Source organism: Marinigracilibium pacificum, assembly GCF_012926615.1.
In the GTDB taxonomy this organism is placed as follows: Bacteria; Bacteroidota; Bacteroidia; order Cytophagales; family Cyclobacteriaceae; genus Mangrovivirga; species Mangrovivirga pacifica.
This window is the reverse complement of the sequence record NZ_JABBNU010000003.1, coordinates 329,188-348,648: the sequence shown is the minus strand read 5'-3', so window position 1 is coordinate 348,648 and position 19,461 is coordinate 329,188. Positions and strand designations below refer to the sequence as shown.

General features: G+C 34.4%; 14 protein-coding genes and 1 tRNA gene. 6 read left to right on the top strand and 9 right to left on the bottom strand.

Annotated features, from left to right (window positions below; all coding sequences use genetic code 11):
* Window positions 1–47 precede the first annotated feature (47 nt).
* Together HH304_RS06430 and HH304_RS06425 are read left to right on the top strand one after the other, a co-directional pair.
* Window positions 48–278, top strand: coding sequence for a hypothetical protein (locus HH304_RS06430; RefSeq protein WP_169679159.1), 231 nt, complete (start codon window positions 48–50; stop codon window positions 276–278).
* Between the two features lie 23 nt (window positions 279–301).
* Window positions 302–2,245 carry a polysaccharide biosynthesis protein gene (locus HH304_RS06425; protein WP_169679156.1) on the top strand — a complete coding sequence of 648 codons (1,944 nt, stop codon included), beginning with the start codon at window positions 302–304 and terminating at the stop codon, window positions 2,243–2,245.
* Window positions 2,246–2,312: 67 nt separating this feature from the next.
* Here HH304_RS06425 and dapA read toward each other — a convergent pair whose 3' ends face one another.
* The 6 genes from dapA to HH304_RS06395 all read right to left on the bottom strand — a co-directional run bounded on the left by dapA (window position 2,313) and on the right by HH304_RS06395 (window position 9,571).
* Window positions 2,313–3,203 carry a 4-hydroxy-tetrahydrodipicolinate synthase gene (gene dapA, locus HH304_RS06420; RefSeq protein ID WP_169679153.1) on the bottom strand — a complete coding sequence of 297 codons (891 nt, stop codon included), beginning with the start codon at window positions 3,201–3,203 and terminating at the stop codon, window positions 2,313–2,315.
* Entirely contained in the window at window positions 3,200–3,724 is a 525-nt protein-coding gene (locus tag HH304_RS06415; protein WP_169679150.1) for a DUF6913 domain-containing protein, read from the bottom strand. The genes dapA and HH304_RS06415 overlap by 4 nt, the downstream gene beginning before the upstream one ends.
* Before the next feature lie 2 nt (window positions 3,725–3,726).
* Window positions 3,727–5,739: an NAD-dependent DNA ligase LigA gene (ligA, locus tag HH304_RS06410; RefSeq protein WP_169679146.1), complete on the bottom strand. Its 2,013-nt coding sequence runs from the start codon at window positions 5,737–5,739 to the stop codon at window positions 3,727–3,729.
* A 126-nt stretch (window positions 5,740–5,865) separates the two neighbouring features.
* Window positions 5,866–7,704, bottom strand: coding sequence for a M1 family metallopeptidase (locus HH304_RS06405; protein ID WP_169679143.1), 1,839 nt, complete (start codon window positions 7,702–7,704; stop codon window positions 5,866–5,868).
* A 172-nt stretch (window positions 7,705–7,876) separates the two neighbouring features.
* Window positions 7,877–8,623, bottom strand: coding sequence for a YebC/PmpR family DNA-binding transcriptional regulator (locus tag HH304_RS06400; protein ID WP_169679140.1), 747 nt, complete (start codon window positions 8,621–8,623; stop codon window positions 7,877–7,879).
* Window positions 8,624–8,695: 72 nt separating this feature from the next.
* Window positions 8,696–9,571 carry a DMT family transporter gene (locus HH304_RS06395; RefSeq protein ID WP_333908746.1) on the bottom strand — a complete coding sequence of 292 codons (876 nt, stop codon included), beginning with the start codon at window positions 9,569–9,571 and terminating at the stop codon, window positions 8,696–8,698.
* Between the two features lie 18 nt (window positions 9,572–9,589).
* Here HH304_RS06395 and HH304_RS06390 point away from each other — a divergent pair, with 18 nt between their 5' ends.
* Window positions 9,590–10,054 carry a peroxiredoxin gene (locus HH304_RS06390; protein WP_169679135.1) on the top strand — a complete coding sequence of 155 codons (465 nt, stop codon included), beginning with the start codon at window positions 9,590–9,592 and terminating at the stop codon, window positions 10,052–10,054.
* Here the strand turns inward: HH304_RS06390 and HH304_RS06385 are convergent.
* The gene (locus HH304_RS06385; protein ID WP_169679132.1) at window positions 10,044–10,697 is read right to left on the bottom strand and encodes an ABC transporter ATP-binding protein; all 654 of its coding nucleotides are present in this window, start codon (window positions 10,695–10,697) and stop codon (window positions 10,044–10,046) included. The genes HH304_RS06390 and HH304_RS06385 overlap by 11 nt on opposite strands.
* 230 nt (window positions 10,698–10,927) lie before the next feature.
* Between HH304_RS06385 and sucC the strand changes: the two genes are divergently transcribed.
* From sucC to HH304_RS06370, 3 genes are all read left to right on the top strand, one after another.
* The gene (gene sucC / locus HH304_RS06380; RefSeq protein WP_169679129.1) at window positions 10,928–12,139 is read left to right on the top strand and encodes an ADP-forming succinate--CoA ligase subunit beta; all 1,212 of its coding nucleotides are present in this window, start codon (window positions 10,928–10,930) and stop codon (window positions 12,137–12,139) included.
* A gap of 17 nt (window positions 12,140–12,156) precedes the next feature.
* Window positions 12,157–12,230, top strand: a tRNA-Arg gene (locus tag HH304_RS06375).
* A gap of 224 nt (window positions 12,231–12,454) precedes the next feature.
* Window positions 12,455–13,345 (top strand): outer membrane beta-barrel protein, encoded by an 891-nt coding sequence (locus HH304_RS06370; protein WP_169679126.1) that lies wholly within the window; start codon window positions 12,455–12,457, stop codon window positions 13,343–13,345.
* Window positions 13,346–13,456: 111 nt separating this feature from the next.
* On the opposite strand, the gene HH304_RS06365 is transcribed toward HH304_RS06370, so the two are convergent.
* Together HH304_RS06365 and gltB are read right to left on the bottom strand one after the other, a co-directional pair.
* The gene (locus HH304_RS06365) at window positions 13,457–14,890 is read right to left on the bottom strand and encodes a glutamate synthase subunit beta (RefSeq protein ID WP_169679123.1); all 1,434 of its coding nucleotides are present in this window, start codon (window positions 14,888–14,890) and stop codon (window positions 13,457–13,459) included.
* Window positions 14,891–14,914: 24 nt separating this feature from the next.
* The gene (gene gltB, locus HH304_RS06360; RefSeq protein ID WP_169679120.1) at window positions 14,915–19,339 is read right to left on the bottom strand and encodes a glutamate synthase large subunit; all 4,425 of its coding nucleotides are present in this window, start codon (window positions 19,337–19,339) and stop codon (window positions 14,915–14,917) included.
* Between the last annotated feature and the right edge of the window lie 122 nt (window positions 19,340–19,461).

The window sequence follows — 19,461 nt, the reverse complement described above, 5'->3', positions numbered from 1 at the left end:
TTTGATTTAGGACAGGTTTTCATAACTTGCTACCAAACATTGAGTGCATGAAGAGAGCATATATAACATATGGCGCATACATCATTATGTTTTTAGTGATGCTTACAATTGGGTTTGAGTTAATGGGACAACCAAATCCCCCTGGGCCACCGCCTACGGGGCCCCCTTTACCTCCTGGAAATCCATTTGCTGTTCCTTTTGGCGGGTTGGAAATACTTGTTGCCGCCGGAGCTGCGCTTGGTATAAAGAAACTTGTTGATGCTCGAAAGAAAGATTAGTTCTTTTTCATAAAACGCAGGCTATGCGAAACGTTTATACTCTGTTTGACAGGCTGAGAATTCTGCCTAGGTGGATAATATTGTTCATTGATTTGACCCTTGTTGCCATCGCCGCATTTTCAGCTTATTTATTAAGGTTCAATTTTGATTTTGAACAACTTCTCACTCACGACTTTACTATCGGGCTTCTTGTGTCTGTTGTAGGAGCGGCAGTAGCAATTGTTGCAACTAGAAGTTATGCTGGGATAGTAAGATATACCGGCCTTCATGATGGATTGAGAATTTTCTATGCGGTATTAATTAACTTGGTTTTATCGGTAGCTTTTAATTTTGCTTATAAGTACATTGGTGAGTCCAATTTACATTTGATACCTGTATCAGTAATAATAATCACTTTCCTTAATTCTTTTTTGCTACTGTTTTTCTATAGATTGTTAGTGAAAAATATTTTCACTATTCTCTCAACCAAGCAGTCTTCAATTAGAAATGTAGTAATATTTGGTGCAGGTCAGTTAGGAAGAACTACTAAGGAATTACTAATTAATGATAAAAAGCAAAATATCCGTATAGGTGCATTTCTTGATGATGATTCCTATATGTGGAATAAAGTTATTAATGGGGTGGGAGTATTTTGTCCTGATTCTTTTTTTGAATCTTCAGAATTTAAATCTCATAAGTATGACCAGTTAATTATTGCAATTCAAAATCTTCCTCTTGAAAGAAAAAACCATATAGTTGATTTGGCTCTTAAAAATAATTTGAAAGTCATGACAATTCCTCCTGTTGAAAGATGGGTAAAAGGTGAACTTACAGTTAAGCAGATAAAAGAGGTAAAGATTGAGGACTTATTAGGTCGAGAAAGCATTAAATTAAATAATGGTAAGGTTGCTGAACAAGTTTTTGATAAACGAATACTTGTTACAGGTGCTGCAGGAAGTATTGGTTCTGAAATTGTTAGGCAATTAACCAGACTAGCTCCAAGTAAAATAGTATTACTGGATCAAGCAGAATCTCCTCTTTATGAAATTGAAAGAGAGGTAAAGGAAAAACTAAAATTCACAAAGGCGTGCTCAGTAATTTGTGATATAGCAAATACGGAAAGGCTTGCAGATATAATTGAAGAACATAAACCACAGATTGTATTTCACGCAGCTGCATACAAACATGTTCCGTTAATGGAAAATAATCCAATTGAGGCAATTAAGACAAATGTATTCGGGACAAAGAATCTTGCTGATTTATCTGTGAAATATAAGGTAGAAAAGTTTGTGATGGTTTCTACAGATAAAGCTGTAAATCCTACCTCAGTAATGGGAGCAAGTAAGCGTCTGGCTGAGATTTATGTTCAATCATTAAATAATTATTTTAATTCAATTAAGGATAGTAAGACTAAGTTCATAACCACAAGGTTTGGTAATGTTCTAGGGTCTAATGGTTCTGTAATCCCATTTTTCAAGAACCAAATTAAAGAGGGAGGGCCAATTACCGTTACGCATCCAGATATTACCAGATATTTTATGACCATCCCAGAAGCATGTCAATTAGTTCTTGAAGCTGGTATTATGGGTAATGGTGGTGAAATCTATTTGTTTGATATGGGTGAATCTGTTAAGATTGTAGATTTAGCTACTAAGATGATCAAATTGTCAGGTCTAGAACCTGGTATTGATATTGAAATTGTATATACCGGTTTACGAGAAGGAGAGAAGCTATATGAGGAGCTTTTGAATACCAAAGAAAATACTTTACCTACACACCATGAAAAAATCATGGTAGCAAAGGTTAGAGAATATGATTTTGATAAAGTTGAAAATCAATTCAGGAAACTTCAAATGGCAGTTGATCAAAGAAATGATATGCTCGTTGTTAGTATGATGAAGGCAATAGTTCCAGAATATAAAAGTAATAGTTCAAGGTTTGAAATTCTTGATAAGCAAGATATATCTTATAGACTCAATATTAATTGATCACATTGCATAATAATAAAAAAGACACCCTATAGGTGTCTTTTTTATTTTAAAATAATTTTCTTTTTTACTCTAAAAGTCCAGCATCTCTCATCGCATCTTCAATCTGATTTGCTAATTCATCAGTCGCCTCAATCAATGGAAGACGTACATAATGATCACAAACACCAAGAATTTTCAAAGCTTGTTTTACCCCTACAGGATTACTCTCAACATACATTAGTGGACTTACTTCTGTTAGCTTATATACTTCTTTTTGGGCAGTTTCAAAATTGCAATTCCAATATGCATCCTTCATTCTTTTAAATACACCTGGATATGCATTTGCTAAAACACTAATTACACCAACCCCACCTATACTATATATTGGAAGTGTTAATCCGTCATCGCCTGAAATTAACAGGAAATCTTCCGGCTTGTGTTTAGCAATTCTTATACATTGGAATAAATCTCCGGAAGCTTCTTTTACACCAATGATATTTTTATGTTTTGCTAGTCTTAATGTAGTTTCAGAAGTAATGTTGGATGCAGTCCTCCCTGGTACATTATAAAGTATTACAGGTACAGGGCTTTCATCAGCAATAGCACAATAGTGTTGGTATATTCCTTCTTGTGATGGCTTATTGTAATAAGGACTTACAGATAAAATAGCACTTACCCCTAATAAATTAGTTTCTTTAATTTCTTTAAGAACATCAGAGGTGTTATTGCCTCCAATTCCATAAACAATGGGTACTTTATGTGGGTTGTTTTTCTTGACAAAGCTCAATATTTCAGCTTTTTCCTTAGAGGTTAAAGTAGCACTTTCACCTGTTGTACCCATTACGACCCAGTAATCAACACCGCGTTTGTGAGTATACTCTAATAATTTACCTAGCCCTTCAAAATCTACTTCCTTCTGGTTGGTCATTGGTGTAACCAGTGCTACACCTGTGCCTTTTAAATGATCATTACTCATTGATGATTTAAGTCTTTTGTATATTTTAATAATTCTTCAAATTCTCTGCTGTAGTCATTGCCTGATGCATTGATCATGAAATCTAATATTTGACTACTTTCATCAGAGAAAAAACCAACTCTACAAACAGCATTTGATTTTAACACAACATTCATTATAAATGGGTTTATGTTAAAATCAAGCAAATATAAATAATCAAAGGGCTGCTTTTCAAATTTTTTTACTTCTTCTGATTCAATTATACCTGATAATGTTAGGTTGTTCTCTGAAAAATAATCGTATTTAAATTCATGATTTTCTTCATTTTTTGGGACAAAACAAAGAACGTCGACATTCTTATTCAGATCTTGAAGTGATTTTACAAAAGCTTTAATAGAATTAAATTTTGTTTTTCCTTCAGAGGTGAAAATGATACCTATGCTTTTAGAATCTTTAAATGAAGTATTCGGCCTGTTTGAATATTGTGATTTAACAAGCTGTGAATTTCTAAGTTGAAGTAACTTTATATTTAATCCAAACATCTCTATATCATTTCATTAAATTTCTCCTCGTCAATAACAGGTATTTCTAGTTTTTGTGCTTTTTCTAACTTGCTAGGCCCCATGTTTTCACCTGCAATTATAAAATCTGTTTTAGCAGAAATAGAACCCGTTACTTTTCCTCCGTTTTTTTCAATTGTTTCTTTTAAACCATTTCTTGAATAGATTTTAAAAACACCCGAAACTACAAAATTAAGGCCTTTTAGTTTTTCCGTTTGCCCTTCTAATTCTGATTCTGATAATTGAAATTGAAGACCAAACGATTTAAGTTTTTCAATAATTGTGTTATTGTCTTGCTCTTTAAAGAACTCCAAAACACTTAGAGCTATTTTATCACCAATTTCATCAACTTCTATTAATTGATCATATGTAGCTGTTGCCAACGAGTCAATAGATTTAAATGCCTTAGCTAATTTTTTTGCTACAGTTTCACCTACATACCTTATTCCAATGGCATACAATACTCTCTCAAAAGGGATTTTTTTGGACTGTTCAATTCCTTCAATAAGTTTTTCGGCGGATTTATCAGCCATTCTTTCAAGTGGTAAAACGTCTTCTTTAGTTAACTTATAAAGATCTGCAATATTATTAGCAAGGTGATTTTTATAAAGTAAATCGATAGTTTCAGGTCCCATTCCATCGATATCCATCGCTTTACGAGAAATGAAATGTTCCATTTTCCCTTTAATTTGGGGAGGGCAACCATGAACATTTGGACAATAGTGCTGAGCTTCACCAACCTTCCTGGTTAACTCGCTTCCACACTCGGGACAATGCTCAATAAAATTGATTTTTTGACTATCAGCTTTTCTCTTATCTAGATCTACACCTACTATTTTGGGGATTATTTCACCTCCTTTTTCAACTTTAACTGTATCACCTAATCGAACATCTAATTTTTCTATTTGATCAGAATTATGTAAAGATGCACGTTTAACTGTTGTTCCAGCTAAAAGAACAGGCTTTAATACTGCTACTGGTGTTACCGCTCCGGTTCTTCCCACCTGATAAATTATATTTTCAAGAATGGTTGTTACTTGTTCGGCTTTAAATTTATAGGCAATTGCCCATCTTGGTGATTTTGCAGTAGTCCCTAATTCTGCTTGAAGATTATAATCATTAACTTTTATTACAATCCCATCAATTTCAAAATTTAACTCATTTCTTTTTTTATCCCAATAATCAACAAATTCCATTATCCCATCAATGGTGTTAACTTTTTTCACCATGTTATCTTCTTCTTTGGGAGCCTTAAATCCCCAGTGCAGAGCTTTAGAAAGGCTTTCGAAATGATTGTTAATGCTTAGATTCTCGCCAGTTACACTGTATAAGTAACAATCCAGACCGCGAGAGGCTACAATACTACTATCTTGTAATTTTAGGGTTCCTGAGGCAGTATTTCTTGGGTTGGCATACGTTTCTTCACCAGCCTCTTCTCTTTCTTCATTTAACCTAGTAAATCTATCTAGAGGAAAAAATATTTCACCTCTAATTTCAAAATCATCTGGAAAATCATTTCTAAGTTTTAATGGAATGCTTTTTATAGTTTTTACATTAGTCGTAACATCTTCCCCTTGAACTCCATCGCCTCTAGTGATAGCTTGATTAATTACTCCATTTTTGTAATTTATTGATATCGCAACCCCATCATATTTTAATTCACATACATAGGTTAATGGATGATCAATTATTTTTTTAATTCGATTTTCCCAGTCAATAATCTCCTCTTTACTGTAGGTGTTGCTTAGAGAAAGCATAGGGAATCGATGTCGAACTGTATTAAATTCTTTTGTGATTTCTCCACCAACTCGTTGAGTAGGAGAGTCAGACTGTTTGTATTCAGGAAATCTAGCTTCAAGTGCCTCTAATTCCTTCATTTTTAAGTCAAACTCCTGATCTGAAATTTCATTTCTGTGTTCGACATAATAAAGGTGATTATGATAATTTAATTCCTTTGTAAGATTAAGGATTTTATCCTGAGCTTCCTGTTTATTCATTCCGTGAAACTATGTGATGTTTATTCAACAAATCTAGTTTAAAAAATACTTTTACTAAATAACCATTTAGTTTTTATTATAAAGAAATATATTAATAGAAAAGGCATCCAAATGGATGCCTTTTATTTATTGTTTGTTGTTATTGTATTTGTTGTTTCCTCTATTAATATCAGCCAGGAATTGATCAGGGTCTATTTCAATGGACTCAATCTCTTCGGGAGAAATTTCAAGCTCAACAGCGTATTGTGGATTAGTCCAACCCCAATCAGAAAGTAATGTGATTTCAGATTTGTTGATTGGTTTTTCACCTCTCATAACAGCCAATGGAATATAGTAATGTTTCTTTTCACCATTCTTTAAAGTAACAGTAAAATCTATAGGCATAATTGCTGTACCTTTTCTTGAAAGGATTATTTCAGCATTACCATTCTTTTCATTTAATCCTTCAACTGAATAGTCTATAACTTTAGTTGTATACAACATATCTTCCAGATACCAGTCTAAAACTAGTCCTGATTGTTTTTCCATAATTCTTAGAAATGAATTTGGATCAGGATGTTTGAATTTCCAGGTATTAAAGTAATTTTTCATTCCAGCCCAGAAATTTTCTTCACCAATTATGTATCTAAGTTGGTTCAAGAAAACCGCACCTTTGCTATATGAATTTATGCCATAAGCCATGTTAGTTTCATAATGATCACCATGAGTAGAAAGAGGCTCATTAGCTTCTGAGGTTGCCAGATATATATATCCTCTGTAACTACCTGAAACAGGATGGCTTTCTTTATTGAAAAGTTTTGACATCACAAAATCTGATGCAAAAGTAGTAAACCCTTCATCCATCCAAGGGTATATACTTTCGTTTGTTGCTAAAACTCCTTGATACCAGCTATGAACCATTTCATGAACTGTAACTCCAATTAAAGATCCAAATGTTCTTCTACCAGTGATTAGGGTTGAAGTAGCATACTCCATTCCACCATCACCACCTTGAATAACACTAAATACATCGTATGGATAGACTCCAAAATTTTCATTCATTAGTCTGAATGATTCTGCAGTATATTCAGGAAGCTTTTCCCAATTGGTTTTGACACTATCAATTTCGTCTTGATATAAGAAGTGAATTGTCAAACCGAAGTCTGTTGTTAGCTTTTTGTGAACATAATCCGGGTCAGCAGCCCACATGAAGTCATGAACATTTTTAGCTACAAAATGCCAAGTCTTGGTTTTTCCTTTTGATTTTACCTTTGTTCCTTCATCTTCATATCCAAATCCTACCTCGTTTCCATTAACAACATTTCCAGATCCACCAAGAACATACTCTTTATCGATGGTAATATTTACATCAAAGTCTGACCATACTCCATGAAATTCTCTTCCGATATATGGATCCGGATGCCATCCGTCCATATCATATTCAGCCATTTTAGGATACCATTGTGACATGCTATATCTAATTCCTTCGTGACTGTCTCTTCCACTTCTTCTTATTTGAACCGGAACCTGAGAGTTGAATTTCATCTTAAATACTGTACTTGCACCTGGTAAAATTGGTTCAGCCAGATTAACTTCTAAAACAGTACCTTCAACATGATATGATAATTTCTTTCCGTCTTGAGTTAGAGAATTAATTTCGTGATAACCAATTTCCTCTTTAGTAAGCTTAGAAATACGATCCTGAACCCTCTTATCCGGGTCAGGAAGATTTCTAGATCGAACATCCATCTGACTTTCCGGTTGAAAAGCATTAAAATACAAATGATAAAATACTTTTGATAAAGTGTCTGGTGAGTTATTAGTGTAGGTTAGTGTTTGATCTCCAGTGAACTGATTTGTATTAACATCCATGTCAATATTCATTTCATATTTGGCCGATTGCTGCCAGTAACCATGATCTTGTCCAAAGATCATTATTGGAGACCCGATTAATAGTAGATAAAAAAGCTTACTAAGTATTTTCATTTAATTAATGATTATTGAGTTTTAATCAGATAATTTAATTTAGTTCTACAGTTTATTGTAGAAGAATAATACAATTGGTGTGAATTGGTGATGGCTGGTAGATTTGGTCTTGTAATTAACTAAAAAAAAAGCACAAGTAATATAACCTGTGCTTAATTTCAATACTTTAATGTTATATTAGTTCATATTGAGATTCATTAATGTCGAGATTGTGATAAACTTTTTGAACATCATCATCGTCCTCTAGTGCTTCAATTAATTTCCAGACACTTTGAAGGTCTTCATCGCCCAACGAAGTAGTTGTTTTTGGTATTCTTTGAAGTTCAGAGGTTTCTGTTTCTATATTAAGCTCTTCAAGTTTTGACTGCATAGAACCAAAGTCTTCCATAGCTGTATATATAGTGATAAATCCGTCATTTTCTTCAACTTCTTCAGCACCCGCATCAATTACTTCAAGTTCAAACTCTTCACGTTCCATCCCTTCTGGTTTTTTGAAAGTAAAAACTCCCTTTCGATCAAATATAAAATCAAGAGAACCATTTGTTCCAAGGGATCCTCCGTATTTTGTAAAGGCAGCTCTTACTGCAGCAACAGTCCTGTTTAGGTTATCCGTCATTGTTTCTACAAAGACAGCTATGCCATGTGGACCATAGCCTTCATATGTGTGTGTGGTATACTCTGTTGCATCTGCTCCTGAAGCTTTTTTGATTGCCCTTTCGATATTATCTTTAGGCATATTAACTCCTTTTGCATTTTGAATAGCAAGTCTTAATCTGGGATTTGCATCTTGGTCAGGACCGCCGCCTTCTTTAACAGCAACATGAATTTCTTTGATAAGTTTTGTGAATATTTTACCTCTTTTGGCATCTTGTGCACCTTTCCTGCGCTTAATATTTGCCCATTTACTGTGTCCAGCCATAAAAATAATTTTTTTACAAAAATAATTAGATATCGAGTTATATAAAAGTTACAAGTTATTGATGTGCACTTTTCAATTTTGAGTAGCTAACTTTTTTTTATCAATCCAGGTTTTATACCAGACGTTTAATATTACCCCAACTAGTACCACAGCCATTCCAATATAAGTATAGAAATTAAAAGTTTCGTCAAATATTAAATACCCAAAGCCAAGCCCGTAAATAATACCCAAGTACTTCAAGCCAGCAACCTTAGATATTGATTCTTCCTGGTAAGCACGTGTCATATAATACTGAGCTATTTGAGTTAATATACCAACTCCGAGTAATAGAAGCCATTCAATACCTTGAGGAGTCACCCAATTAAATGCAGAATAAACTGAAACTAATGGGAGAGTAACCAAAGGGAAATAGAAAACGATTACTAGAGGATGCTCTGATGTATTTAATTTTCTGACAATATTATATGCTAGCCCTGCAAAAAATGCAGAAAGTACACCGAGAACTACTAATTCTGTTGAAATTCTTTCGTCAAAACCCTTAATTATTAGTATTCCTGCAAAAGAAATTACAAAAAATAAAAATTGCCATGGATTAAGTTTTTCTTTTACAATAAAAATGCCCAAAATCGCAGTGAAAACAGGAGCAAGAAATTGAAGTGTTACTGCTGTAGCCAAAGGAATACGTTGTAAAGTATAGAAATAAATTGTTAAAGCAATTGCACCGGAGAGGCCTCTTCCTATGAGTAACTTTTTGTTGTTACCCCAGACGGAGACTTTTTTACGGTATAATATTAAGGCGCTTAAAACGAAAGAAATTAATGATCGGAAAACAATTATTTCTGTTGCAGGTATATTTGTTAGGTATTTAACCAACACATTCATTAATGAAAAGCAAATACCCGAAATAAGCATGAAGCGTACGCCTCTGGAAAAATACATATTGTTAATTTGATTACCTTTAATAAAATGCCATTAAAAAAAGGAACGAAAGCACCAGTATTTAGTTTAGCATCAACGGGAGGAAATTTATTTTCTTTGGAAGAGACTTTAGAGGGGAAACCCTGTATACTGTTTTTTTATCCTAAGGATTTTACACCCGGATGTACCAAAGAAGCCTGCGGTTTTAGAGATGAGTTTGATTTTTTTAAATCAGTAGATATACCGGTTTTTGGAATTAGTAGAGATAACTTGGCAACTCATATTCAATTTAAGAATAAATATGATCTTCCGTTTGATTTATTGGCTGATGAAAACGGGAAAGTTTCTAAGTTATATAATGCAAAAGTCCCCTTTATAAATATGACTAAGCGAATAACTTATCTTTTAGATCAAAATCATATAATTAGATATAGTTATGAGAATTTGTTTGGTGCTGAAAAACATATTGATGAGATGAAGAATATTATTTCATCAATAAAAGTCAGACCATAAGACCATCTTTCATTTCCAGACACCTGTCAGCCATAGTAGCCAAGTCATTATTATGGGTTACAATTACAAAAGCTCTTCCAAATTCATCTCTGAGGTCAAAAAACATTTGATGAAGTTCCTCTGCATTTTTGGAATCTAGATTCCCGGAAGGTTCATCAGCAAAAACTATTTTTGGTTCATTAATTAAAGCTCTTGCTACTGCAACCCTTTGTTGTTCTCCACCACTTAATTGTGATGGTTTATGATGATATCTGTTAGGTAGGTTTAGTTTATCCATTAACTTTTGCGCTCTCTGTTCAATGGTTCCTTTACTTTCTTTACCTTTAATAAATGCAGGAATACAAATATTTTCAAGGGCGGTAAATTCAGGCATAAGGTTATGGAACTGGAATATGAAACCTATATTCTCATTTCTAAAACGAGCCATTGATTTCTTATTTAGCTTAGAAATTTCCTGATCGTGCATAAAAACTTTTCCGGTATCAGGGTTGTCGAGAGTTCCAAGGATATGTAAAAGGGTACTTTTTCCTGCTCCTGAGGCACCAACTATAGAGACAACCTCATTTGAAGCAATCGAAATATCTATTCCTTTTAAAACTTCGAGTGATCCGTATTTTTTCTTGATGTTTTCGGCAATGAGCATATTGGCGCAAGATATAAATTTTAATATTTATTTTGATGAAATAGTTATTGTTAATGATTGACAGATCTGGAAAATCCTCATTTTCAAATGCTAATCGTAAATTTTATGGGTTTTATTAAGGAGATACCTCACCTGTTAAATTATCTCCATCGATTGCATTAAGGATAAAAAAGGTATTCCGGCTTGAAATATAATCTTAAAAGGGCTAGATTCGTGCAAAATTTTGAGACATGAACATTCACGAGTATCAGGCAAAATCTATATTAAAGAAGTACGGCTGCCGAATTCAGGAGGGAACTGTTGCTGAATCTGCTGATAAAGCACTTACAGCTGCTAAAGAACTTAAAGCTGAAACAGGCACCGAGTGGTTTGTTATAAAAGCTCAGATCCACGCAGGTGGTCGAGGTAAAGGTAAAATTAATGAGACTGGCTCTAACGGAGTTGTTTTAGCAAAAAGTCTTGATGAGGTACCTGACAAAGCAAAAGGTATTTTAGGTGGGACATTAGTTACTCATCAAACCGGACCAGAGGGTAAGAAAGTTCATAAGGTTTTAGTAGCACAGGATGTTTATTATCCAGGTGAGTCTGAACCAAAAGAATATTACCTTTCAGTTCTTCTGGATAGAGCAAAAGGATGCAATGTTATTATGGCATCAACTGAAGGGGGTATGGATATTGAGGATGTTGCAGAGGCAACTCCAGAAAAAATATTCAAGGAGTGGGTTGATCCATCAACTGGTTTACTTCCATTTCAAGCTAGGAAAATTGCATTTGCACTTGGTTTAGAAGGAAATGCTTTCAAAGAAATGGTGAAATTCGTTTCTGCTTTATATAGAGCATACGAAGAAACTGATGCATCTATGTTTGAAATCAATCCGGTGTTAAAAACATCTGATAATAAGATTTTAGCTGTTGATGCAAAAGTGAATTTGGATGATAATGCTTTATATCGTCATAAAGATATTGCTGAATTCAGAGATATATCTGAAGAAGATCCTTTAGAAGTTGAAGCAAATGCAGCTGGTCTTAACTATGTGAAGCTTGACGGTAACGTTGGTTGTATGGTTAACGGTGCTGGACTTGCGATGGCTACTATGGATATTATTAAGCTATCTGGAGGAGAGCCTGCTAACTTCCTTGATGTTGGAGGTGGAGCAAATGCCGAAACAGTTGAGGCTGGTTTCAGAATCATTCTTCAGGATCCAAATGTAAAGGCAATTCTAATTAACATTTTCGGTGGTATTGTAAGATGTGATAGAGTTGCTAATGGAGTTGTAGAAGCGTACAAAAAAATTGGTGATATTAGTGTTCCAATTATTGTTAGACTACAAGGTACTAATGCAGAAGAAGGAGCAAAGATTATTGAGGAATCAGGTCTTAAAGTTGCTTCAGCAATTCTTTTAAAAGATGCAGCTGCAAAAGTTAAAGAAGTATTAGCATAATTCTTTTAAAGAAATAGGCACCCGTAGTTCAACTGGATAGAATACCAGATTTCGGCTCTGGGGGTTGAGGGTTCGAATCCTTCCGGGTGCACAGAAGTCTTCGTTTAATTACGAAGACTTCTTTTTTTAGTATCCTTTTTAAGTTATTGAATTATTGAATGATAAAATGAAAATATTAATAAAAGTGAGCTTGCTTATTAATATTTTTAAAGTTTATCGAAATCATACCTTATCTTATCATAATTTTTTGTTTATTTGCTATGAATAGGCTGTGATAATTTATATTTTTACTTATAAACCTGCAGAAAAACTATTATGCGATTAAAAAGGGTCCTTCTGTTTATTATATTCATATCTTTTGTTGGTATTGAGATGGATGCTCAAAGCTTTTATGGGCTTCGAAGAGATAGGCCATGGCAATTATCAGTAGGTGGTGGGGTAAGTACTTATTACGGAGATATGAAGGAAGGCCGATGGATGGACGATAATCTGAATATTTCTGTAGGAGGAATGTATAAAATCAATAATCATCTATCACTAAGGTCTGAGTTAACTTATTTTCGCCTTTCAGGTAATGATCTTGATAGTAAAAATGAAACTTCTATCAGGCAAAGATATTTACATTTTAGAGCAGATAATTTTGAGTTAAATTTTCAAGCATTAGTGTATTTTTTCAATAATGGGATTTCATATTATATGAGGCCTACATTTAATTTGTATGCCTTTGGAGGAGTTGGAGCCTTTTATAGTAATCCTAAATCTGAAATTGATGGCACTTGGTATGCGTTACGGCCAGTGAAAACTGAAGGGAATAGCTATTCACCTATTCATGGTAATTTTAATGGTGGGTTTGGTGTGACAGTTAAGTTATCATATAACTTAAGTTTGATGGCTGAAGCAGGGTGGAGAATTACTACAACTGATTACATTGATGATGTTAGTACTACTTATATAGATCAATCAAACTTTGCAGATCCGATAGATAAATTATTAGCTGACAGAAGACCAGCATTTGGTCAGACTGCTTGGGAGGAAGGTCACATCAGAGGGAATCCAAATGAAAATGATGGTTATATGTTTGCTCAGGTAAAGCTTCAAATTTATCTAGATAAAGGAAAGAACAGAGCTAAGACTCAACGTGGTAACTATAAAAATAGAACAAATTACCCTGGTAGTTACGGAGGTCGTAAAAGAAATAGGAGATAATAAAAATATAAAGAATAAAAAAAGCCTTTGGTATCCAAAGGCTTTTTTTATTTAAGTAAGGGCCGAATGTAATACATCCAGCCCAGCGATCGGCTTGGTTTTCATGTTGGGTTAGCCGGGGAATGATCGCGCTTTATTAGTTATTTTTGTTTCTGAGTCCTTATTAGCTATATAATCCATGATTGCAAATGCTGCCTCTCTTCCATCTAGGGCTGCGTTAACAACCAGATCAGCTCCTCTTGTCCCATCTCCACCAGCAAAAACTCCATCTAATGAGGTTGAATTATTATAGTTCACTTCAATAGCATTCCATTTATTTGTTTTAATATTGTTTTCGTTAAGGAATGTGAGTTTTTCATTATTGAAACCAAGTGCAAGTATAATTACATCTGCATATCTGATTTCTTCAGTACCTTCATCTTCTACAACTTGCATTCTGGCACCATCTGTTGAAGGAATAAGCTTTGTTTTAATAAACTTAACACCAATTATATTTCCATTGTCATCTGCTACAAAACCTTTGGGCTGCATTTGCCAAACAAACTCTACACCTTCTTCTTTAGCAGATTTTACTTCTTTAGCACTTCCTGGCATGTTTTCTTCATCTCTTCGATAAATACATTGTACGCTATTAGCATTTTCTCTAATTGAAGTACGTACACAATCCATTGCTGTATCACCACCACCAATTACTATGACATTCTTGTTTTTAACTTCAAACTTTTTATCATAAGGTTGATCAAATATCTTTTTTTGAATATTTGTTAAAAATGGAACAGCCATATAAACATTATTAGCCGAATAACCCTCAAAGTTTAATAACCTGCCTTCCATAGCACCGATGCCAATAAATATAGCATCATAATTTTCTCTTAATTCCTCGAAGGAAATGTCCTTTCCGATTTCAGTATTTAACTTGATTTCAAGTCCGGCCTGTGTTAATTGTTCTAATCTTTTATCAACGACTTCTTTCTCTAATTTAAAACCAGGTATTCCATAGGTTAATAATCCTCCGGCCTTATCAGCTTTTTCGAATATTACAGGTTTTATTCCTGCTCTTAATAAAAATGTGGCGCATGATAATCCAGCAGGTCCGGAACCGATGATTGCTACCTTTTTGTCTGATGTGATTCCAGGGTACTCCGGTTTTAATCCTTTCTCAAACCCTTTCTCAGTAATGCTAACTTCAATAGAACCTATTGTAATTGCACCAAAACCATCATTTAATGTGCAAGCACCTTCACATAACCTGTCCTGAGGACATATCCTGCCCAGTATTTCAGGAAATGGAGATGACTCATTACTAATTTCAAAAGCAAGTTCAAGATCTTTTTCTGCAATATATTTTAGCCATTGAGGTATATTGTTACTTAATGGACATCCGGTCGAGCTGCAATATGGGTTGCCACATTGTATACATCTTTCAGCTTGGGTTCCGGCTTCATCTTCAGAGTATACCTCATATATTTCTTTAAAGTTTTCAACCCTTTCTAAGCCGGGTTTAACCTTAGGTGATATTCTTTCTATTTTAGTAAATTCCTGCAATTTTTCCTCCTTTTAATATGTTGGTTAATTACCGTCATATGGATTTAATGGTACATTAATCATATCCTTTGATTTAACCATGTAGAAATATCTCAATTCCTCTCTGTAGTGATCAAGTATAAATTTTGCTCTAGGGCTATTAGTCTTTTTGAAGTAGCTGCTCAGAATACTTTTTAGGTAATATCGAGCTTCATCATTTTCATCTGTATCAATACGCTGTGCATGGATTAGCTGATGATTCATTTTATCCATGAAGCGATGAAGTTTGTCGTATACAAAAGCAACACCACCAGTCATACCTGCGCCAAAGTTTATTCCAGTTTTTCCTAGTATTACTACAGTGCCACCAGTCATGTATTCACAAGCATGGTCTCCAGTTCCTTCTACAACGGCCAAAGCACCACTGTTACGTACAGCAAATCTTTCTCCTACAGATCCATTAACAAAAAGCTTTCCTCCGGTTGCGCCATATAAGCAAGTGTTTCCTGCCAGGTTTAGTTGCTGATCCTGATTATGAGGGTTTATAATTATTTGACCACCTCTCATTCCTTTACCTACATAATCGTTAGCTGATCCCAATAAGTTTAAACTTATTCCATTCATGAGAAAAGCACCAAATGACTGTCCAGCTGTACCAGTAAGGTTGAAATTTATTGTGTACTTTGGTAATCCTTCATCTCCGTATTCCTCAGCAATGTGACCACTAATATATGCTCCAAAGCTTCTATTTATATTTCTGATTTCTTTTTCAAGAGTAATAGGGCCTGAATTATTTGTAATTATATCTTTTACTTCATTATAGATATTCTTTTCAAACTCATTCTTATCGTATGGTTCGTTAAATTCCTTCTGGCAAGTATTTACACCATTAACCTGACGCAATAATTTATCGAAATTAAACTTAAGAGCATATTCATCATTGACTACTTTTAATAAATCTGTTCGTCCAATAATTTGATCTAGTTTTTCATAACCCAGATCTGCAAGTATCTCTCTTACTTCACCAGCAACTGCACGCAGGTAATTTATTACTCCATTTACTGTTCCGATATAATGTTTTCTTAATAATTCATCCTGAGTTGCTATTCCTACACTACATTTATTTAAATGACATACTCTTAAAATTTTACATCCTACCGTTGATAACAATGCTGTGCCAAATCCATAAACTTCAGCACCTAAAATTGCTGCCTTTACTACATCAAGTCCTGTTTTTAGACCACCGTCAGTTACAAGCTGAACATTTTCTCTAAGGTTATTTGCCTTTAGTGATTGGTGAGCATCTGCTAAACCTGGCTCCCATGGATTACCGGCAAATTTAATGCTACCTAACTGAGCGGCTCCTGTACCACCATCAGCTCCAGATATTACAATTCTATCAGCATATGCTTTTGCTACTCCACAGGCTATAGTTCCAACCCCAGATGTTGAGACAAGTTTTACACTTACTTTTGCTTTTGGATTTACTTGTTTTAAATCAAAAATAAGTTGAGCCAGATCTTCGATTGAATAAATGTCATGGTGGGGTGGGGGAGATATAAGTGTTACTCCAGGTATTGTAAATCTTAATGAGGCAATAAGAGGTGTGACTTTTGATCCTGGTAACTGACCTCCTTCCCCTGGTTTTGCTCCCTGAGCAATTTTTATTTGAATTTCTGAAGCACTTCTGAGATAGGATGGAGTAACGCCAAATCTTCCAGAAGCTACTTGCTTGATTGCACTGTTTTTAATAGTTCTGAATCTATTTTTATCTTCACCTCCTTCACCGGAATTTGATTTCCCATTTAGTGTATTCATTGCCTCAGCTATAGCTTCATGTGCTTCAGGACTAATAGATCCCAAACTCATTGCTGCAGAGGTGAACCTTTTGGTGATTTCTTCTATTGATTCTACTCTTGAAATGTCAATCTTATCTCTATCAGGTTTAAATTCGAAAAAATCCCTGATCATTTTTAGACCACGATTATTAATACGGTTTTTATACTCTTCGTAATCAACAGGTTTTCCTGATCTTGCAAATTTATGGACGTGATGAACCACATCTGGAGAGAAATCATGATACTCACCATTATCCATATATTTGTAGAAACTACCAACTTCTAGTGGGTATAGTTTCTTTCTATAATGATTTATATATGCTTTTTTGTGAGCTTTTCTTAACCTTGATTCAATATCAAAATATGTTAACCCGGGAATAATAACTGAAGCATCAGGAAAGCAATCATTTATTATTTCATCTGAAAGACCAATGATATCAAAAAGAGCAGCATTTATGTAACTATCTACAGTGCTAATACCCATTTTTGACATTATTTTAAGAATGCCATTGTTTACCGAAGTTTGTACCTTCTTTAAGCCATTTTTTCTGGCATTTAGGCGGCAGTTTTTATGTCTTTCGATAATAGTTAGTGCTGAAGCATATAGTAAGTAGGGGTAAACAGCTGTTGCTCCAAATCCTAACAATACAGCAGCTGAATGAGAATCCATTACCTCACCTGTAACAGCAACAAAATTCACTTTACTTCGAATTCCCTTCTTAAGGAATAATGTGTTAAGGTACCCAATAACCATTGGCATTGGCATTAACATATTTTCTTCAGAAAGACATCGATCATCTAAAAGTATTGTTCTAATGCCTTCATTTATAACTGTTTCTTCAATATTAGCAGCTAATGATTTTAAAGAATCTTTTAGATTCCCATTAAAGCAAGTATCAAATGATTTGTACCTATAATATGGATCGAATAATTCATGGGTTTCATCACCAAATGCTTTTAGAATGTCCATTTTTTCTTTAGACATTATTGGAGACATTGATATAAGCCTGTGGGAATGATGCGGAGTTTCTTTCAAGACATTGTTTTTACTTCCGAACGTTACGGTAGTAGACATTACTATTTTTTCTCTAAGCGGATCAATTGGAGGGTTTGTTACCTGGGCAAATTTTTGTCTGAAGAAATCAGTGAAATTTCTCTGTTCAGTACTAAAACATGCAGCGGGAGTATCATCGCCCATTGACCCTGTTTCTTCTTTTCCACTTTTGATCATTGGATCAATAATGGATGACATTACCTCATTAGTGTAATTGTGATAACGCTGCATTTCCACAAGGTTCTGTGGTCTTAGGTCAGAAAAATCACTGAAATTTGTTTCTGTATGCTCCATTAAATACGCTGAATTATCATTCAGCCATTTTTCATATGGATTTGTATTTTTTATATACTCATTTATTTCTTCGTTTTTATAGATCTTGCCAAATTTAAGATCTGCAGCAATCATTTGACCTGAGGTCAGTTTGCCTTGTTCCTGAATGTTTTCTGGTTCCAAATCAATAATGCCATACTCACTTGCAATGATCATTCTATCGTCATAGGTAATGATGTATTTGGCTGGTCGTAAACCATTCCTATCCAAAACGGTACCCACATATCTTCCATTTGTAATATTTAATGCTGCAGGTCCATCCCAGGCTTCAAAATTACAAGAAGTATACTCGTAAAAAGATCTTAATCCAGCATCTAGATGGGGAGCATTATGAAATGGCGGAGGCACCATACTTCTTACTGCTTTAAAGAAATCAACTCCGTTTTGAATTAGAAACTCAAAGTAATTATCAAATGAACCACTATCACTTGTTTCATTTTGTAAAATCGGCATAAGGCGATTCATTTCTTCCTTGTTAAAAATGTCTCCTGCCATATTTTCGGCATTGACATTTACATTGTACCGATTAGCTTTTATTGAATTAATTTCACCGTTGTGCGCTACGCATCTAAATGGTTGTGCAAGTGGCCATCTGGGCATTGTGTTGGTGCTGAATCTCTGGTGAAAAACGGCGAAGCTTACTTCAAAGTCTTTATCTGTAAGGTCAGTATAAAACTTATCTATGAGAGTTGGAAGAAGAAGTCCTTTGTATGAAATTACTTTATCAGAAAAGGAAGCAATTGTGAAATTAATGTCTTCAATTTGAGATTCAACATCTTTTCTTGTTAAGTATAATAAGGCTTCAAATCTTCTTTGAGCCATAGGCGAATTAGGGATGACGAAAGTTTGTATAATTTCAGGCATTATTTCTTTTGCTTGGTTACCTAAATTAGATTCATCCACAGGAACATGTCGGGAGAATAAAATTTTAAGGTCATTTTGTTTACAAGCCTCTTCAAAAATGATTTTTTGTTCGTCGTTAGTGTAAAAAGTCATTGAAACTGCATATCTGGCTGGCAGATCATAGCCATTTAGCGTTGCAATTTTCCTCATGAATTTATCTGGCATAGAGAAAAGAAAACCACAGCCATCTCCACTTTTTCCGTCAGCAGCGATTGCTCCTCTATGCATCATTCTTTTTAGGGCTTCGATTGAATCATCAACCATTTGTCTTGACGCAACATTTTTAATGTGCGCCATCATACCGAAGCCGCAGTTGTCTTTAAATTCCTGAGCTATGTCCATTATATACCTGTTATCAAAAATTATGAGCCTTCTAATGTAAGAATTTTGATAATGATTTATGTGTTTAACAGGTTTTGATGATTGAAAATATGGGTAGTTTTATGAAATGTGAAATATTATTT